16 protein-coding genes and 1 tRNA gene are annotated in these 14,000 nt (G+C 73.5%); 12 read left to right on the top strand and 5 right to left on the bottom strand.

Features of this window, described 5'->3' with window-relative positions:
- Positions 1–10: 10 nt before the first annotated feature.
- Positions 11–1,000, bottom strand: a complete 990-nt coding sequence (locus H505_RS0112715) for an NAD(P)-dependent oxidoreductase (protein ID WP_026402299.1) — start codon at positions 998–1,000, stop codon at positions 11–13.
- A gap of 140 nt (positions 1,001–1,140) precedes the next feature.
- Positions 1,141–1,722 (bottom strand): 5-formyltetrahydrofolate cyclo-ligase, encoded by a 582-nt coding sequence (locus tag H505_RS0112710; protein ID WP_026402298.1) that lies wholly within the window; start codon positions 1,720–1,722, stop codon positions 1,141–1,143.
- 33 nt (positions 1,723–1,755) lie between these two features.
- Between H505_RS0112710 and galU the strand changes: the two genes are divergently transcribed.
- From galU to H505_RS0112670, 8 genes are all read left to right on the top strand, one after another.
- Positions 1,756–2,682: a UTP--glucose-1-phosphate uridylyltransferase GalU gene (gene galU, locus H505_RS0112705; protein WP_026402297.1), complete on the top strand. Its 927-nt coding sequence runs from the start codon at positions 1,756–1,758 to the stop codon at positions 2,680–2,682.
- Positions 2,683–2,703: 21 nt separating this feature from the next.
- Entirely contained in the window at positions 2,704–3,903 is a 1,200-nt protein-coding gene (gene glp / locus H505_RS0112700) for a molybdotransferase-like divisome protein Glp (protein ID WP_026402296.1), read from the top strand.
- Positions 3,900–4,367 carry a cyclic pyranopterin monophosphate synthase MoaC gene (gene moaC, locus H505_RS0112695; RefSeq protein WP_034517702.1) on the top strand — a complete coding sequence of 156 codons (468 nt, stop codon included), beginning with the start codon at positions 3,900–3,902 and terminating at the stop codon, positions 4,365–4,367. The genes glp and moaC overlap by 4 nt, the downstream gene beginning before the upstream one ends.
- Entirely contained in the window at positions 4,364–4,837 is a 474-nt protein-coding gene (locus H505_RS0112690; RefSeq protein ID WP_034517784.1) for a MogA/MoaB family molybdenum cofactor biosynthesis protein, read from the top strand. Before moaC ends, H505_RS0112690 begins: the two co-directional genes overlap by 4 nt.
- Before the next feature lie 42 nt (positions 4,838–4,879).
- The gene (locus H505_RS0112685; protein ID WP_026402294.1) at positions 4,880–5,497 is read left to right on the top strand and encodes a GNAT family N-acetyltransferase; all 618 of its coding nucleotides are present in this window, start codon (positions 4,880–4,882) and stop codon (positions 5,495–5,497) included.
- 201 nt (positions 5,498–5,698) lie between these two features.
- Positions 5,699–6,178 carry a divisome protein SepX/GlpR gene (sepX, locus tag H505_RS0112680; RefSeq protein ID WP_026402293.1) on the top strand — a complete coding sequence of 160 codons (480 nt, stop codon included), beginning with the start codon at positions 5,699–5,701 and terminating at the stop codon, positions 6,176–6,178.
- A 50-nt stretch (positions 6,179–6,228) separates the two neighbouring features.
- A tRNA-Ala gene (locus tag H505_RS0112675) sits at positions 6,229–6,305 on the top strand.
- A gap of 351 nt (positions 6,306–6,656) precedes the next feature.
- The gene (locus tag H505_RS0112670; RefSeq protein WP_034517699.1) at positions 6,657–7,172 is read left to right on the top strand and encodes an SRPBCC domain-containing protein; all 516 of its coding nucleotides are present in this window, start codon (positions 6,657–6,659) and stop codon (positions 7,170–7,172) included.
- A gap of 46 nt (positions 7,173–7,218) precedes the next feature.
- Here H505_RS0112670 and H505_RS0112665 read toward each other — a convergent pair whose 3' ends face one another.
- Together H505_RS0112665 and H505_RS0112660 are read right to left on the bottom strand one after the other, a co-directional pair.
- Positions 7,219–8,793 carry an MDR family MFS transporter gene (locus H505_RS0112665; RefSeq protein WP_026402291.1) on the bottom strand — a complete coding sequence of 525 codons (1,575 nt, stop codon included), beginning with the start codon at positions 8,791–8,793 and terminating at the stop codon, positions 7,219–7,221.
- Positions 8,794–8,825: 32 nt separating this feature from the next.
- Complete coding sequence (locus H505_RS0112660) at positions 8,826–9,470, bottom strand: TetR/AcrR family transcriptional regulator (protein WP_034517697.1); 645 nt, start codon at positions 9,468–9,470, stop codon at positions 8,826–8,828.
- Between the two features lie 158 nt (positions 9,471–9,628).
- On the opposite strand from H505_RS0112660, the gene H505_RS0112655 reads away from it, so the two are divergent.
- From H505_RS0112655 to H505_RS0112645, 3 genes are all read left to right on the top strand, one after another.
- Positions 9,629–11,776, top strand: coding sequence for an acyl-CoA dehydrogenase family protein (locus H505_RS0112655; RefSeq protein WP_026402289.1), 2,148 nt, complete (start codon positions 9,629–9,631; stop codon positions 11,774–11,776).
- Positions 11,777–11,887: 111 nt separating this feature from the next.
- Positions 11,888–12,379, top strand: a complete 492-nt coding sequence (locus tag H505_RS0112650) for a DUF892 family protein (RefSeq protein WP_026402288.1) — start codon at positions 11,888–11,890, stop codon at positions 12,377–12,379.
- Positions 12,380–12,421: 42 nt separating this feature from the next.
- Positions 12,422–12,955 carry a hypothetical protein gene (locus tag H505_RS0112645; protein WP_026402287.1) on the top strand — a complete coding sequence of 178 codons (534 nt, stop codon included), beginning with the start codon at positions 12,422–12,424 and terminating at the stop codon, positions 12,953–12,955.
- Between the two features lie 14 nt (positions 12,956–12,969).
- Here H505_RS0112645 and H505_RS0112640 read toward each other — a convergent pair whose 3' ends face one another.
- Complete coding sequence (locus H505_RS0112640) at positions 12,970–13,440, bottom strand: SgcJ/EcaC family oxidoreductase (protein ID WP_051300596.1); 471 nt, start codon at positions 13,438–13,440, stop codon at positions 12,970–12,972.
- A gap of 91 nt (positions 13,441–13,531) precedes the next feature.
- On the opposite strand from H505_RS0112640, the gene H505_RS0112635 reads away from it, so the two are divergent.
- On the top strand, positions 13,532–13,972 hold the full coding sequence (locus H505_RS0112635) for a MarR family winged helix-turn-helix transcriptional regulator (protein ID WP_026402285.1): 441 nt from the start codon (positions 13,532–13,534) through the stop codon (positions 13,970–13,972).
- The last annotated feature ends 28 nt before the right edge of the window (positions 13,973–14,000 follow it).

Raw genomic sequence — 14,000 nt, 5'->3', positions numbered from 1 at the left:
TGACCCGGCCTTAACGCCGCCTGACCTGCGGATCTACCCCGTTGACGACGTTCTGCACGTCCTCGCCGCGGACCGCGGCGACGACGTTGTCGCGCACCATCGTCACGAGGTTCAGCTGCGACAGGTCGGAGGCGCCCGCCGCGTGCGGCGACAGCAGCACCCGGTCGTGCGAGCGCAGCGGATGGCCGTCCGGGAGCGGCTCGGCGTCGAACACGTCGAGGGCCGCACCGGCCAGCCGTCCCGACTCGAGGGCGGCCAGGACGGCGTCGTCGGGCGCGATGCCGCCGCGCGCCACGTTCACCAGCAGGGCGCCGTCCGGCAGGAGGGCGAGGCGCTCCGGGCCGAGCAGCCCGCGCGTCCCGTCCACCAGCGGGACGGCGAGCACGAGGATGTCGGACGACGCCACGAGGTCGTCCAGGTCGCGGTAGGTCGCGGACGCCTCGGGGCGCGGGCGCCGCGTCCAGTACGAGACGTCGCAGCCCAGCGCCTGGAACAGGCGGGCGATCTCGGAGCCGATCGCCCCGAAGCCGACGACCCCGACGCGCTGCGCGTGCAGCTCCCGGGGCCGCCGCGCCGCGATCTCCATCTGCGGCCAGCCGCCCGCGCGCACCGCCCGGTCGCCCCACGCGAGGTGTCGGCAGAGCGCGAACGCGGCGCCGACCGCCCACTCGGCCACGCCCCGCCGGTTGAACCCGGCGGCGTTCGCGACCGGCACGTCCCGGGAGGTCAGCGCGGGGACGTCCAGGCTGTCGGTGCCCACCGCGGGCATCTGGACGAACGCGAGGTGCGGCGCGGCCGCGACCGCCTCGGCGTCGAGCGCGAGCCGTCCGGTGAAGTCGGCGACGACGATCTCGGCGTCGGCCAGGCCGGCGAGGAGGCCCGAGCGGTCGGCGGTGGCCGGGAACCGGACCTCGGCCGCGTCGCCGAGCGGCGCGAGCAGGCCCCGCACGACCGCCTCGTCGATCGGGGGCAGGGACAGGATCCGCCACGGCGCCGTCATCTCGAACCTCCAGGTGAAGCCGACCGTCGATCGCGTTCCGGGATGTCGCGATCGTCCCGCTCGGTCACCTTATTGGGGCGTCCGCTTCCGGCCATCGAGGGCGGTTCGGGAGGTGCCGGATCCGACGGGCCGGCGCCCGCTCACCCGAACCGGACGAGCCCCCGGGACGGCGTGGCGGCGGCCCGGACGCGCCGGTCGTGCGGCTCCGCGGGCAGCTCCGGGACCAGCTCGCCGTCGTACACGAGCCCGACCGTCAGGATCGCGGGCCCGACCCGGGCCAGCGCGCGGTCGTAGGACCCGCCGCCGCGGCCGAGCCGCATGCCCGACTCGTCCACCGCGACCGCCGGGGCCAGGACGACGTCCGCGCTGGACACGGCGCCGGGGCCGCGCGGCGGCTCGGTCGGCTCCAGGCAGCCGCGGGGGCCGGGGGCGAGCGAGTCGGGGCCCTCGTAGGACGCCCAGTCGAGATCGCCGTCCGGCAGCAGCCGGGGGAGGAGCACGTACGCGCCGCGCTTCCACAGGGCGAAGAGAAGGCCGCGGGTCTCCGGTTCCGGTCCGACCGAAACGTACGCCGCGATCGTCCCGGCCATCTCCACCTCGGGCACGGACAGGAGCGCGTCGCGCAGCACCCGGCCCGCCTCCGCGCGCTTCGCGGGCGCCATTGTGGCACGGTTACCCAGCAGTTTCGTGCGGAGTCCGGTCTTCGTTCCGATGTCGTGCACGCTGTCGTCCTTGCGGCTTACTAAGGTCTCTACATGACTGATATCGCACCCGTGACCAAGGCGGTCGTTCCTGCGGCCGGGCTCGGTACCCGATTCTTGCCCGCCACGAAGGCGACGCCCAAGGAAATGCTTCCCATCGTCGACAAACCGGCGATCCAGTACGTCGTCGAAGAGGCGGTGGACGCCGGCCTCAGCGACGTCCTCATGATCACCGGACGCAGCAAGCGGTCCATCGAGGACCACTTCGACCGAGCCTACGAGCTCGAGGAGGCCCTGCGCGCCAAGGGCGACGACGGGCGGCTCGCCGCCATCCGCGAGTCCAGCGAGCTCGCGATCATGCACTACGTGCGGCAGGGCGAGCCGCGCGGCCTCGGGCACGCGGTGCACTGCGCCCGCCAGCACGTCGGGCACGAGCCGTTCGCCGTCCTGCTCGGCGACGACATGATCGACGGCCGGGACAAGCTGCTGCGGCGCATGATCGAGGTCCGCGGCGAGTACGGCGGCAGCGTCGTCGCCCTCATGGAGGTGCCCGCCGACCAGGTCTCCGCCTACGGCTGCGCCGCCATCGAGGCCACCGGCGAGGACGACGTCGTCCGGATCAGCGACCTGGTCGAGAAGCCGTCCGCCGAGGAGGCGCCCAGCAACTGGATCATCATCGGCCGCTACGTCTGCGACCCGGCCGTCTTCGACGTCCTCGAGAAGACCCCGCCCGGCCGCGGCGGCGAGATCCAGCTCACCGACGCGCTGCGGACGCTCGCCGACATGCCCGCCGAGGAAGGCGGCGGCGTGTACGGGGTCAAGTTCCGCGGGCGCCGCTACGACACCGGCAACAAGCTCGAATACCTGCGCACCGTCGTCCAGTTCGCGGCGGAACGCCCCGACCTGTCGCCGGAGTTCCTGCCGTGGCTCCGCGAGTTCGTCCAGGCGCAGGACGGCGTGGGCGGCGACGGGAACGCGTGACGCCCCGTCACACTTGAGTGCATGAGAACGGTCGACGAGCATCTGAACGACATCCTCGGCAGCCTCACGGTGCTGCCGCCGCTCGACCTGGCGCTGCTGGAGGCGCGGGGAACGGTCCTCGCCGAGCCCGTCTCCGCGCCCGTCCCGCTGCCGCCGTTCGACAACTCCGCGATGGACGGCTACGCCGTCGTCGCGTCCGACGTCGCGGGGGCCACCGAGGCCGACCCGGTGACGCTGCCGGTGGTCGGCGACGTCGTCGCGGGGGACCCGGCGGTGTCGGCGCTGCGCCCCGGGCTGACCGCCCGGATCATGACGGGCGCGCCGATGCCCGCCGGGGCCGACGCGGTCATCCCGGTCGAGTGGACCGACGGCGGGACGGCGCACGTCCGGATCGTCCGGTCCGCGCCGCCCGGGCACTACATCCGGCGCGCGGGCGAGGACGTCCGCGAAGGCCAGGTCGTCGTGCCCGCGGGCACCCGGCTCCGCGCGCCGCAGCTCGGCATGATCGCGGCGGTCGGCCGGGCCCGCGTGACCGTGCGGCCGAAGCCGCGCGTCGTCGTCGTCTCCACCGGGGACGAGCTACGCGAACCGGGCACGACCCTGGGGCACGGGCACATCTGGGAGTCGAACAGCTTCATGCTGACCGCCGCCGTCGCCGAAGCGGGCGGCGTCGGCTACCGGCACTCCACCGTCGACGACGAACCCGGCTCGGTCAGGGACATGCTGCAAGACCAGCTCGTCCGCGCCGACGCCGTCATCACGTCCGGCGGGGTCTCCATGGGGTCCCGGGACGTGGTCAAGGAGGCGCTCACCGGAACCGTGAAGTTCCACAAGGTCGGCATGCGTCCGGGCAAACCGCAGGGATTCGGCCTCATGGAAGGCACGCCCGTCTTCACCCTGCCCGGGAACCCGGTCAGCGCCTACGTGTCGTTCCAAGTGTTCGTCCGTCCCGCCCTACGCGCCATGCAGGGGCTTTCGCCCGAGCCCTTGCCCACGGTGAAGGCCGTCCTGTCCGGCGACATCAAGTCCCCTGCGGGCCTGCGGCACTTCCTGCGCGCGCGCCTCACCTACGACGGCGGCTACACGGTCGACCCCGCCGACGTGCAGGGCTCGCACCAGCTCGCGTCCCTCGCGTCCGCCGACGCGCTGATCACCGTCCCCGAGGACGTCGAGACCCTCCCCGCGGGCAGCACGGTCGACGTGATGAGATTGCCCGCATGACCGGGTTCTCCCACCTCGACGACGAGGGCGCCGCCCGCATGGTCGACGTCTCCGCCAAGGACGTCTCGGCCCGCACCGCGACCGCCACCGGGTTCGTCCGCCTCTCGCCCGCGTGCGTCGCGGCCCTCCGCGCCGGGGACGTCCCCAAGGGCGACGCCCTCTCCGTGGCCCGCATCGCCGGGATCATGGGCGCCAAGCGCGTCCCCGACCTCGTCCCCCTCTGCCACCCGATCGCCCTGCACGGCGTCACCGTCGACCTGGCGGTCGAGGACGCCGGCGTGGCGATCACCGCCGTCACCCGCACCGCCGACCGCACCGGCGTCGAGATGGAGGCGCTCACCGCCGTGAGCACCGCCGCCCTCGGCCTCGTCGACATGGTCAAGGCGATCGACCCCGCCGCCGTGATCACCGACGTCCGCGTCGAGGAGAAGACCGGCGGCAAGCGCGGGACGTGGCGCCGATGAGGGCGATGGCCGTCACCGTCTCCAACCGCGCGTCCGCCGGCGTGTACCCCGACCGGTCGGGGCCCGTCCTCGTCGAGATGCTCGCCGACCTCGGCTGCCGCGTCGACGGGCCCGTCGTCGTCCCCGACGGCGAACCGGTCGAGCAGGTGCTCCGCGACGCCGTCGCCGACGGCTACGACGTCGTCGTCACCACCGGCGGCACGGGCCTCACCCCCACCGACCTGACCCCCGAGATGACCCGCCGCGTCCTCGACCGCGAGATCCCCGGGATCGCCGAGGCCGTCCGGGCGGAGAACCGCGACGCCGTCCCGACCGCGATCCTCTCCCGCGGCCTCGCGGGCGTCGCGGGCCGCACCCTCATCGTCAACCTGCCGGGTTCGACCGGCGGCGTGCGCGACGGCATGGCCGTCCTCGGGCGCGTCCTCGCCCACGCCGTCGACCAGATCCATGGCGGCGACCACAAAAAATAGCGTTCATACGCCGCACCAGGGAATCATGGAACCGTGGAACGAATGCGGGGATGGCCGGTCACCCTGACCGAAGGTCCCGTCGGACTGCGCCCGCTGCGGCACCGCGACGCGTCCGTCTGGCGCGAGCTGCGGGTCCGCAACGCCGACTGGCTGCGCCCCTGGGAACCCACCAACCCCGAGACGCCGCTGTTCCGCAGCGGCCTCGGCCCCTACGTCAGCATGGTCCACACGATGCGCCGCGAGGCCCGCCAGGGCCTCGCGCTGCCGTGGGTCGTCACCCACGAGGACGACTTCGTCGGCCAGGTCACGATCGGCGCGATCGTCTGGGGCTCGGCCCGCTCCGCCCAGATCGGCTACTGGGTCGACCGCCAGGTCGCCGGCCGCGGCGTCATCCCCACCGCCGTCGCCCTCGCGGTGGACCACTGTTTCTTCACCGTCGGCCTCCACCGCCTCGAGGCCAATATCCGCCCGGAGAACGCCGCGAGCCGCCGCGTCGTCGAAAAACTGGGATTCCGCGAAGAAGGAATTCGGCGCCGGCACCTGCACATCGACGGCGCCTGGCGCGACCACATCTGCTACGCCCTCACCGTCGAGGACGTGCCCGGTGGCCTGCGCTCCCGCTGGCTCGCCGACCGCCGCCGAGCATTTCCCCGGCAGTGACTTTCGACTCGTAAATATCCTGCGCGATCGAAGAGTCGGCAAACGGAGAGTAACGGCGCGATCGATCTCGCGACACACCGCCCCTTATGCTCGTCAACCTCTGACACCGGCTCGTACCGTGCGGGGCGTGACCCTGCTCCCAATGCACGTGCGCGGGCCGATAGTCGGCCCGCGCCGCAGGCGTGCCCTGGGGGTGGTCCGATGAGCAGTGCCGTCCTCTACCTCGCCATCGTCGCCGTCTGGGCGATCGTCCTCGTCCCCATGTGGCTCCGCCGCGACACCGAGAAGCAGGACGAGTTCGAGGAGGAGCACACCGAACCGGAGCCGCGCCGCACCCGCGCGCCGTCCCGCGCCCGGGTCATCGCCCGGCGCCGCCGCCGCACCGCGGGCCTCACCGCCCTGCTCGCCACCGCCGCCACCGTCGCCGCCTTCGGCGTCGCCCCCTGGTGGGTCGCCGCGCCCCCGGCCGTCCTCCTGGTCGGCCACCTCGCGCTCCTCCGCGTCGCCGTCGGCATGGACGCCGCCCGCCGCGAGTCCGCCGCGCGCGCCCGCGCCGCCGCCCGCCGCGCCGCCCAGACCGTCCCCGAGCCGGCCGCCGAACCCGCCGAGATCATCGAGCTCCCGACGCCCGAAGAGGTCTTCGACCAGTACGCCGACGACCGACGCGCCGTCGGCGAGTGACCGGGATGGCGCGAACACCCTCCAGAGTTTGCTAATCTAAACACGTCCTTGGGGCTGTGGCGCAGTCCGGTAGCGCACCTCGTTCGCATCGAGGGGGCCAGGGGTTCAAATCCCCTCAGCTCCACCAAGGAACACCAGGTCAGAGGCCCGGTCGGAGAATGCTCCGGCCGGGCCTCCGGTCTTTTCATCGGTTCATGCGGCTTCTGAGCGGGCTCATCGCCGCCCGATGTCCTCGCCGAAACTCTCCGTGCGGTGTTCGAGTGCGCCCGTTCGACTTCCTCGGCCCGGCGGGGACGGTGGTTCGGCGCCGACCGCCGCCTACCTGTGCCGGATGGTCCGGGCGGCACGCGGCCGACCGGGGGTGTCCGAGCGCTCCGCGATCAGAGCGCCCGTGACACCTTTGACAGGCAAGTCGCTGCTTGCCTATTGTTGCTTTCAGCAGGGTGTTTCTACTACATGGAGGCGAAGGGGGAGGCCGATGGCGGACGACATCGCCTACGGGACTCTGGAGACGGTCGACGGGCGTCCGGTGCTGCGGTTCGAGCGGTCGCTCGCGTACCCCGTCGAGCGGGTGTGGCGGGCGGTCAGCGTGCCGGCGGAGCTCGGACGGTTCTTTCCCGGCGCCGTGGACTGGACGCCGGAGGCGGGAGAGGTCATCGACCTCGGCGGGGCGACCCTCGACGTGACCGAGGTCGATGCGCCGCACCGGCTGGCATGGACGTTCGCGGGGCAGCCGCAGAGCTTCGGGCTGACCGCGGAGGAAGGCGGCTGCCGGCTGGTGTTCACGCACGTCATCGACGGCCTGCCGGCCGCGCAGACCGCGGCCGGATGGGAGACCTACCTCGCGCGGCTGGAGCCGCATCTGGCCGGCGGGCACCTCTCCGAGGAGGAGGCGCACGAGCCGTGGAGGGAGATTCACGAGCGGTACGCCCAGCGCTTCGGCGTCGACCCGGAGCCGGGGCGGCGCTGGGCGGCGGCGAACCTGCCCGCCTGACGGGGGAACGCGTGCGCCCCGGCCGTCGGGCCGGGGCGCTCCGGGGTCAGTCGGTTCGGGCGGCGGTGGCGGCGGGGGCGGCCTCGTCGGCGAGGCGCTCCATGCCGCTCGTGGTCTTCAGCGGCTTCTCCTTGATGAACGGGACGATCAGCAGGACGAGCAGGGCGAACGGCGTCGCGAAGAGGAAGAGGTCGGCGGTCGCGACGCCGTAGGCGTCCTCGACGATGGCGCGCATGGGGGCGGGCAGCGTCGTCATGTCGGGGACGCGGTGGCCGGCGGCCTGGCCGCCGGCGGGGGCGCCCGACGCCTCGAGGCTCTTCGTGATCTCGGCGGTGACGCGGTTGGCGAGGATCGCGCCGAGCACGCTGGTGCCGATGGTGCCGCCCATGCTGCGGAAGAAGGACAGGACGGACGTGGCGGCGCCGAGTTCGGCGGCCGGGACGTCGTTCTGCGCGGCCAGCACGAGGTTCTGCATCAGCATGCCGACGCCGATGCCGAGGAGCGCCATGTAGACGCTGAGGACGGCGAAGTGGGTGTCGGAGCCGATGGTGGACAGCAGGCCGAGGCCCGCGGTCATGAAGGCGGCGCCCGCGATGAGGTAGACCTTCCACTTGCCGGTGGCGCTGATGAGCTGCCCGGCGACGGTGGAGGAGACCAGCAGGCCGAAGATCATCGGCAGGCTCATCAGGCCGGCGACCGTCGCGGACTTGCCCAGGGAGACCTGGAAGTACTGCGAGAGGAAGACGGTGCCGCCGAACATGGCGACGCCGACCAGGAGGCTGGCGACGGTCGTCAGGGTGACGGTGCGGTTGCGGAAGATGTCGAGGGGGATGACCGGCTCGGCCACCCGGGACTCGACGACCACGGCGGCGGCGAGGAGCACGGCGCCGCCGACGGTGAGGACGGCGGTCTGCCAGGACGCCCAGTCGAACTCGGTGCCGGCCAGCGAGACCCAGATCAGCAGCGTGCAGACGCCCGCGACGATGAGGAACGCGCCGAGGAAGTCGATCTTCACGTCGCGGCGGACGGTCGGCAGCTTCAGCGTGCGCTGCAGGAGCAGGATCGCGAGGAGGGCGAACGGCACGCCGATGAAGAAGCACCAGCGCCAGCCGAGCCAGGAGGTGTCCACGAGGACGCCGCCGATGAGCGGCCCGGCGACGGTGCCGACGGCGAAGACGGCGCCGAAGATGCCGGCGTACTTGCCGAGCCGGCGGGGCGGGATGATCGCGGCCATCACGACCTGGGCGAGGGCGGTGAGGCCGCCCGCGCCGATGCCCTGCGCCACCCGGCTGAAGATCAGCAGCCCGACGTCGTGGGAGAAGCCCGCGAGCAGGGAGCCGACGACGAACATGCCCAGGGAGAGCTGGAGCAGGAGCTTCTGGTTGTAGAGGTCCGCGAGCTTGCCCCACAGCGGCACGGTGGCGGTCATGGCCAGCAGCTCGGCGGTGACGACCCAGGTGTAGGACGACTGGCCGGCGCCCAGGTCGGCGATGATCCGGGGGAGCGCGTTGGCGACTACAGTGCCGGCGAGGATGGCGACGAACATGCCCGCCATCAGCCCGGACATGGCCTGGAGTATCTGCCGCTGGGTCATGGAGGTGGGCGCCGCTGATGCTTTCACGACATCTCTTTCGGGAGGGTTCCGGATGTGCGTCAGGCGGGGTCGCGGGGCCCGGGCAGCCCGGCGGCGAGGTGGTCGAACACCTCGTGGAAGACGTCCATGAAGGGGCGCTCGTCCTGCCGGACGCACCAGTGCTCGACGGCGACCCGGACGGCCGTGGCGCCGACGGCGGCCAGCAGCCGCGCGTAGAGGTCCGGGCACGCGGGCCCGCCGCCGGTGGACGAGCGCGCGGCGAGGACGTCGGCGAGGCCGACCTCGTCGGCCATGAGGACGCCGATGCTGCGGACGAGGAGGTGCGGCGAGTTGCGCAGCACCTCGGCGTGGAGGGCCCACAGTTCGTGCTGCTGCTCGGCCTCGGCGAGCTCCGCCGCCAAGGCCGTGCGCAGCGCCTCCAGCGGCGGGAGGGCGGACGGCGCGTCGAGCACCGCGCCCCGGATGCGGGCGCTCGACTCCGCGCCGAGCATGACGTAGACGTCGTCCCGGGAGGCGAAGTAGTTGAAGAACGTGCGCGGGGACACGCCCGCCGCCTCGCTGATCGCCTCGACGGTGACGTTCTCCACGCCGTGCTCCGCCGCGAGCCGCACCGCGGCCTCGACGAGCGCCGCGTGCGTGGCCCGCTTCTTGCGTTCCCGCAAGCCGCCCTCGACGGCGGTCTTCTCCCCCTGCACGTCCTGCATGCTATGCAAACTTGCACTGGGTGCAAAATTGCACGGCGTGCGTGAATCCGTGCGCCCCTCGCGGGCCCGCAAATAACCGAATCTGATTCGGGAAAGGTCTTCACTCTCCGGGACGGCGGCGCGATCATGGGGTGACCGTCGAGCGTTGGGAGGGGCCCATGGCGATCGCCATCGGCGAGGAGCACCGCGAACTGGCCGGGACGACCAGGACGTTCCTGAACGATCAGGGCGCGCGCGCAGCGAACCGCGCGCTGCTGGAAGCGGACGAGGAGACGCTGCCGGCGTTCTGGGACGACTTCGCCCGGCTCGGTCTGCTCGGGGTCCATCTGCCGGAGGAGCACGGCGGCGGCGGGGCGGGGCTCCCGGAGCTGGTCGTGGTCGTCGAGGAGCTCGGCCGGGCCCTGGCGCCGGGGCCGATGGTGCCGACGATGGCGGCGTCCGCGGTGATCGCCGCGCGCGGCACCGACGAGCAGCGCGCCCGGCTGCTCCCCGACCTGGCGTCCGGCCGGACGGTCGCGGCGCTCGGCATCGGCGGCGCGGTCGCGGTGGACGGCGGGACGGCGACCGGCGACGCCGGGGTCGTCCTCGGCGGCGGCCTCGCCGCGCTGCTGGTGCTCCCCGCGGGCGACGACATGATCGTCGTCCGGGCGGACGCGCCGGGCGTGGAGGTCGAGGTCCCGCCGAACCTCGACCCGTCCCGCCGTTCGGCCCGCGTCAGGCTCGACGGCGCGGAGGTCGCGGACGTCCTGCCGTCGGCGCGCGCGCACGCCGTGGCCATCGCGCGGACGATCGCGGGTGCGGAGGCCGTCGGCGGGGCGCTGGAGTGCGTCGAGCGGTCGGTCGAGTACGCGAAGGTCCGGGAGCAGTTCGGGCGGACGATCGGGACGTTCCAGGCGGTCAAGCACCACTGCGCGGACATGCTCGTCGCGGCGGAGCTCGGCACGGCGGCGGTGTGGGACGCGGCGCGTGCGGCGTCCGCGCCCGCGGCGGAGTTCGAGTACGCGGCGGCCGTCGCCGGGACGCTCGCCCCGCCCGCGTTCACCGGGAACGCCGGGCTGAACACGCAGGTGCACGGCGGGATCGGGTTCACCTGGGAGCACGACGCGCACCTGCTGCTGCGGCGCGCGGCGACGATCGAGGCGGTCGTCGACCCGCGGGACGCGGCGCGGGACGTCACCCGGCTGAGCGTCGCGGGCGTCGTGCGGGCGACGGAGCTCGACCTGCCGCCGGAGGCGGAGGCCCAGCGGCCCGAGGTGCGGGCGCTGGCGCGGGAGATCGCGGCGCTGCCGGAGGACGAGCAGCGCGTGCGGCTGATCGACACCGGGTACGTGCAGCCGCACTGGCCGCGCCCGTGGGGGCTGGAGGCGTCCGCCGGGCTGCAGCTCGTGATCGACGAGGAGTTCCGCGCGGCGAAGGTGAAGCGGCCCTCGTACGGGATCACGAGCTGGAACATCCTCACGCTCGTCCAGCACGGCACGCAGGACCAGATCGACCGGTGGGTGCGCGCCGCGCTGCTCGGCGACGAGGTGTGGTGCCAGCTGTTCAGCGAGCCGGAGGCCGGATCGGACGCGGCGGCCGTGAAGACGCGGGCGGTGAAGGTCGAGGGCGGCTGGAAGGTCAACGGGCAGAAGGTGTGGACGAGCGGCGCGCACTACAGCCGCCGCGGCCTCGCGACCGTCCGGACCGACCCGGACGCGGCCAAGCACGCGGGCGTCACGATGATGGTGATCGACATGAAGGCGCCCGGCGTGGAGGTGCGGCCGCTGCGGCAGGCGACGGGCGGCTCGGAGTTCAACGAGGTGTTCTTCTCCGACGTGTTCGTCCCGGACGAGGACGTGATCGGCGCGCCGAACGAGGGCTGGAAGGTCGCGCGGGCGACGCTGGGCAACGAGCGGGTCAGCATCGGCGGCGGCGTCGGCGCGCCGCTCGGCTCGGACGTCGTCGGGCTGTACGCCGAGGACCCGGACGCCGTCCCGGCGGACCGGGTCGGCGCGCACGCGGCGGAGGAGCGGGCGCTGAAGCTGCTGAACCTGCGCAGCGCCGAGCGGGCCGTCGCGGGCGGCGAGCCCGGGCCGGAGGGCAACATCACGAAGCTGGTGCTGGCCGAGCACGGGCACGCCACGGCCGCGCTGCTGGGCGAGTTCGCCGGGCCGCAGACGGCGTTCGGCGACGGCGCCGGGGCGATGGCGGGGCTGATGCGGCTGGGGTCGCGGGCGATGTCGATCGCCGGCGGCACCTCGGAGATCACCCGCAACCAGATCGCCGAGCGCATCCTCGGGCTGCCCCGCGACCCGCTGATCAAGTAGCCGGCGGCCGGCCCGCCGCCCACCGGCGGCGGGCCGCGGCGCCGCGTCCGGTTTCGGGCGGTTTCCGCAGGGCAAGGGGCCTGTGAGAGCCGAACGAGTGGACGGCGCCCCATGACGATGATCGAGAAGAAACTGGTCGACTACCTCAAGGACGCGCACGCGCTCCAGCAGCACGTGCAGGGCGTCCTGAGCGAGCTGCTCACCACGGCGGCCGACGAACCGGACCTCTGCCGCCGCCTGGGGGAGTACGCGCGCCGCAACCGCGTGCACACCCGCGCGATCGAGGACCGGCTCCGCGCGCACCGCGCCTCGCCGTCGATCGTCCGGGACGCCGAGATGCTGTGGGGCTCGATCGCCGACGTGCTGAGGTACCGCAACCACGTCGGACGGCACGTCCGGGACGGCTACGTGTCGGCCCACCTGCAGATCGCCGAGGCCGAGATGCTCCGCCGCATCGCCGCCCGCGCCGGGGACGGCGAGACGGCGGAGGTCGCGGCGGCGGTGTGCGACGACGCCCACGCGGTCGCCGCCGCGATCTCCGACAACTGGGACGCCGCCGTCGAGCTGTCGCTCCGCCGCCACGGCGTGCGCGCGCACCGCTGACGCGGTGTGAGCCCGCGCGCGTCCTGTGGGAGGATCCGCGGGATGAGCGACCGAGCGGACGAACCAGACGAACCGGCCCCCGCGCCGTCCGAACCGGTCCACGCCGACCTGGTTCTCGTTCCCGAACCCGACCCCGTGCCCGGGGCGGACGCGCCGTCTCCCGCGCCGAGGGGCGGGGCGACGGCGGGCACGCGCGTCCTCGGCTTCGGGCTGTTCGCGGGCGCGGTCGCCGCGGTCGTCCGGGTGGCGGCCGACGGCGCGGGCGGCGACTGGCGCTCGGGCGTGTTCGTCTCCGGCCTGGCCGCGTCGCTGGTGCTCGGCGGCCTCGCGATGAACGGGTGGCTCACCCGGCTCGTGAACCGGCTGCTGTGGATCTTCCCCGCGACGCTGCTGTTCATGGGGGTCGTCCTCGTCCTCGACCCCGGCTACGGGGCCTTCCTCAACGGGGACGCGGAGCGCGGCCGGGTCGAGTCCGACGGCCAGGCGACCGGGTTCGCCGTCCTCCTGCTCGTGGTGGGCGTCGCCGGGCTCGCCGGGTACGGCTACGCCGCCCGGCACCGCGTCTTCCGCCGGTAGCCGTGCCGCCCGGGTCAGGCGGGCCTGGTGGCGGGCTGGAACCGGAACGACACCGACTCCATCAGCGGCCGGCGCTTCGTCTTCTGCACGGCGGCGATGCGCCAGCCGCCCCCGTCCCCGCCGTCCCTGACCAGCGTGTAGGTCGCGACCTTGCCGAGCCGCTTGGGGGCGCGCTTGGCGACCTCGCCGCGGGTCACGACGACGGCGGAGTCCCCGTGGACGCGGACGTCCACGATCTCCAGGGCCATCCGGGTCCCTTTGAGGAACCCGTCGAACAGGGCCTGGTGGGCGCGGCCGATCTCGGGGCCGCCCCGGTAGACGGTGCCGACGAAGGTCACGTCGACGGCGTCCGCGGTGAAGCAGGCCCCGTAGGCGGCGCCGTCGCCGCGGTTCCAGGCGTCCCGCGCCCGCTCCAGCAGCGCGCGGATCGCGGTGTCGTCGGTGTCGTCGGCGCCGGTGGCCGCGCCGGTCGTGTCGGTCGTCATGACGGGACGCCTCCATGGTAGCTTCTCGGAAGAAGTTTCTTCGAAGAGGATTTCTCTTTGTTAAGGAAGAGATTAAAGAGGGGCAGGCCCGATGTCAACGGCGGATCCGAGTCGCGTCTACCGCACGTACCTGAGCGCGGTGCTCCTGCACACCCACGCGGGCGCGCGCGCCTGCGGGCTCGGGGCCAGCGACCTGTACGCGCTGAACATCCTCGACCTGGAGGGCGCGATGACGCCGGGCGAGCTGGGCGCGCGCACCGGACTGACCACCGGTCCGACGACCCGGCTGATCGACCGCCTCGAAGAAGCCGGGTACGTCCGGCGCGTCCCCGCGCCCGGGGACCGGCGCAAGGTCATCGTCGAGCCGGTGGGGGAGCCCGCCGAGCTGGACGAGGTCCTCGCCCCGGCCCGGCGCGGCATCGGCGAGATCATCGCCGGATACCCGCCCGAGCAGCGGGCCGTCCTGTTCGACTACTTCGCCCGCGCGGCCGACGCCTACCGCCGGGCGACCGACGACCTCCGGACGGACTGACCCCCGGCCGCCCCGGCCCCCGGCCGCC

Origin of the sequence: Actinomadura rifamycini DSM 43936 (assembly GCF_000425065.1) — a bacterium.
In the GTDB taxonomy this organism is placed as follows: domain Bacteria; phylum Actinomycetota; class Actinomycetes; order Streptosporangiales; family Streptosporangiaceae; genus Spirillospora; species Spirillospora rifamycini.
Note: the sequence above shows the minus strand (reverse complement) of the source record. Positions and strands in the feature narration are given on the sequence as shown.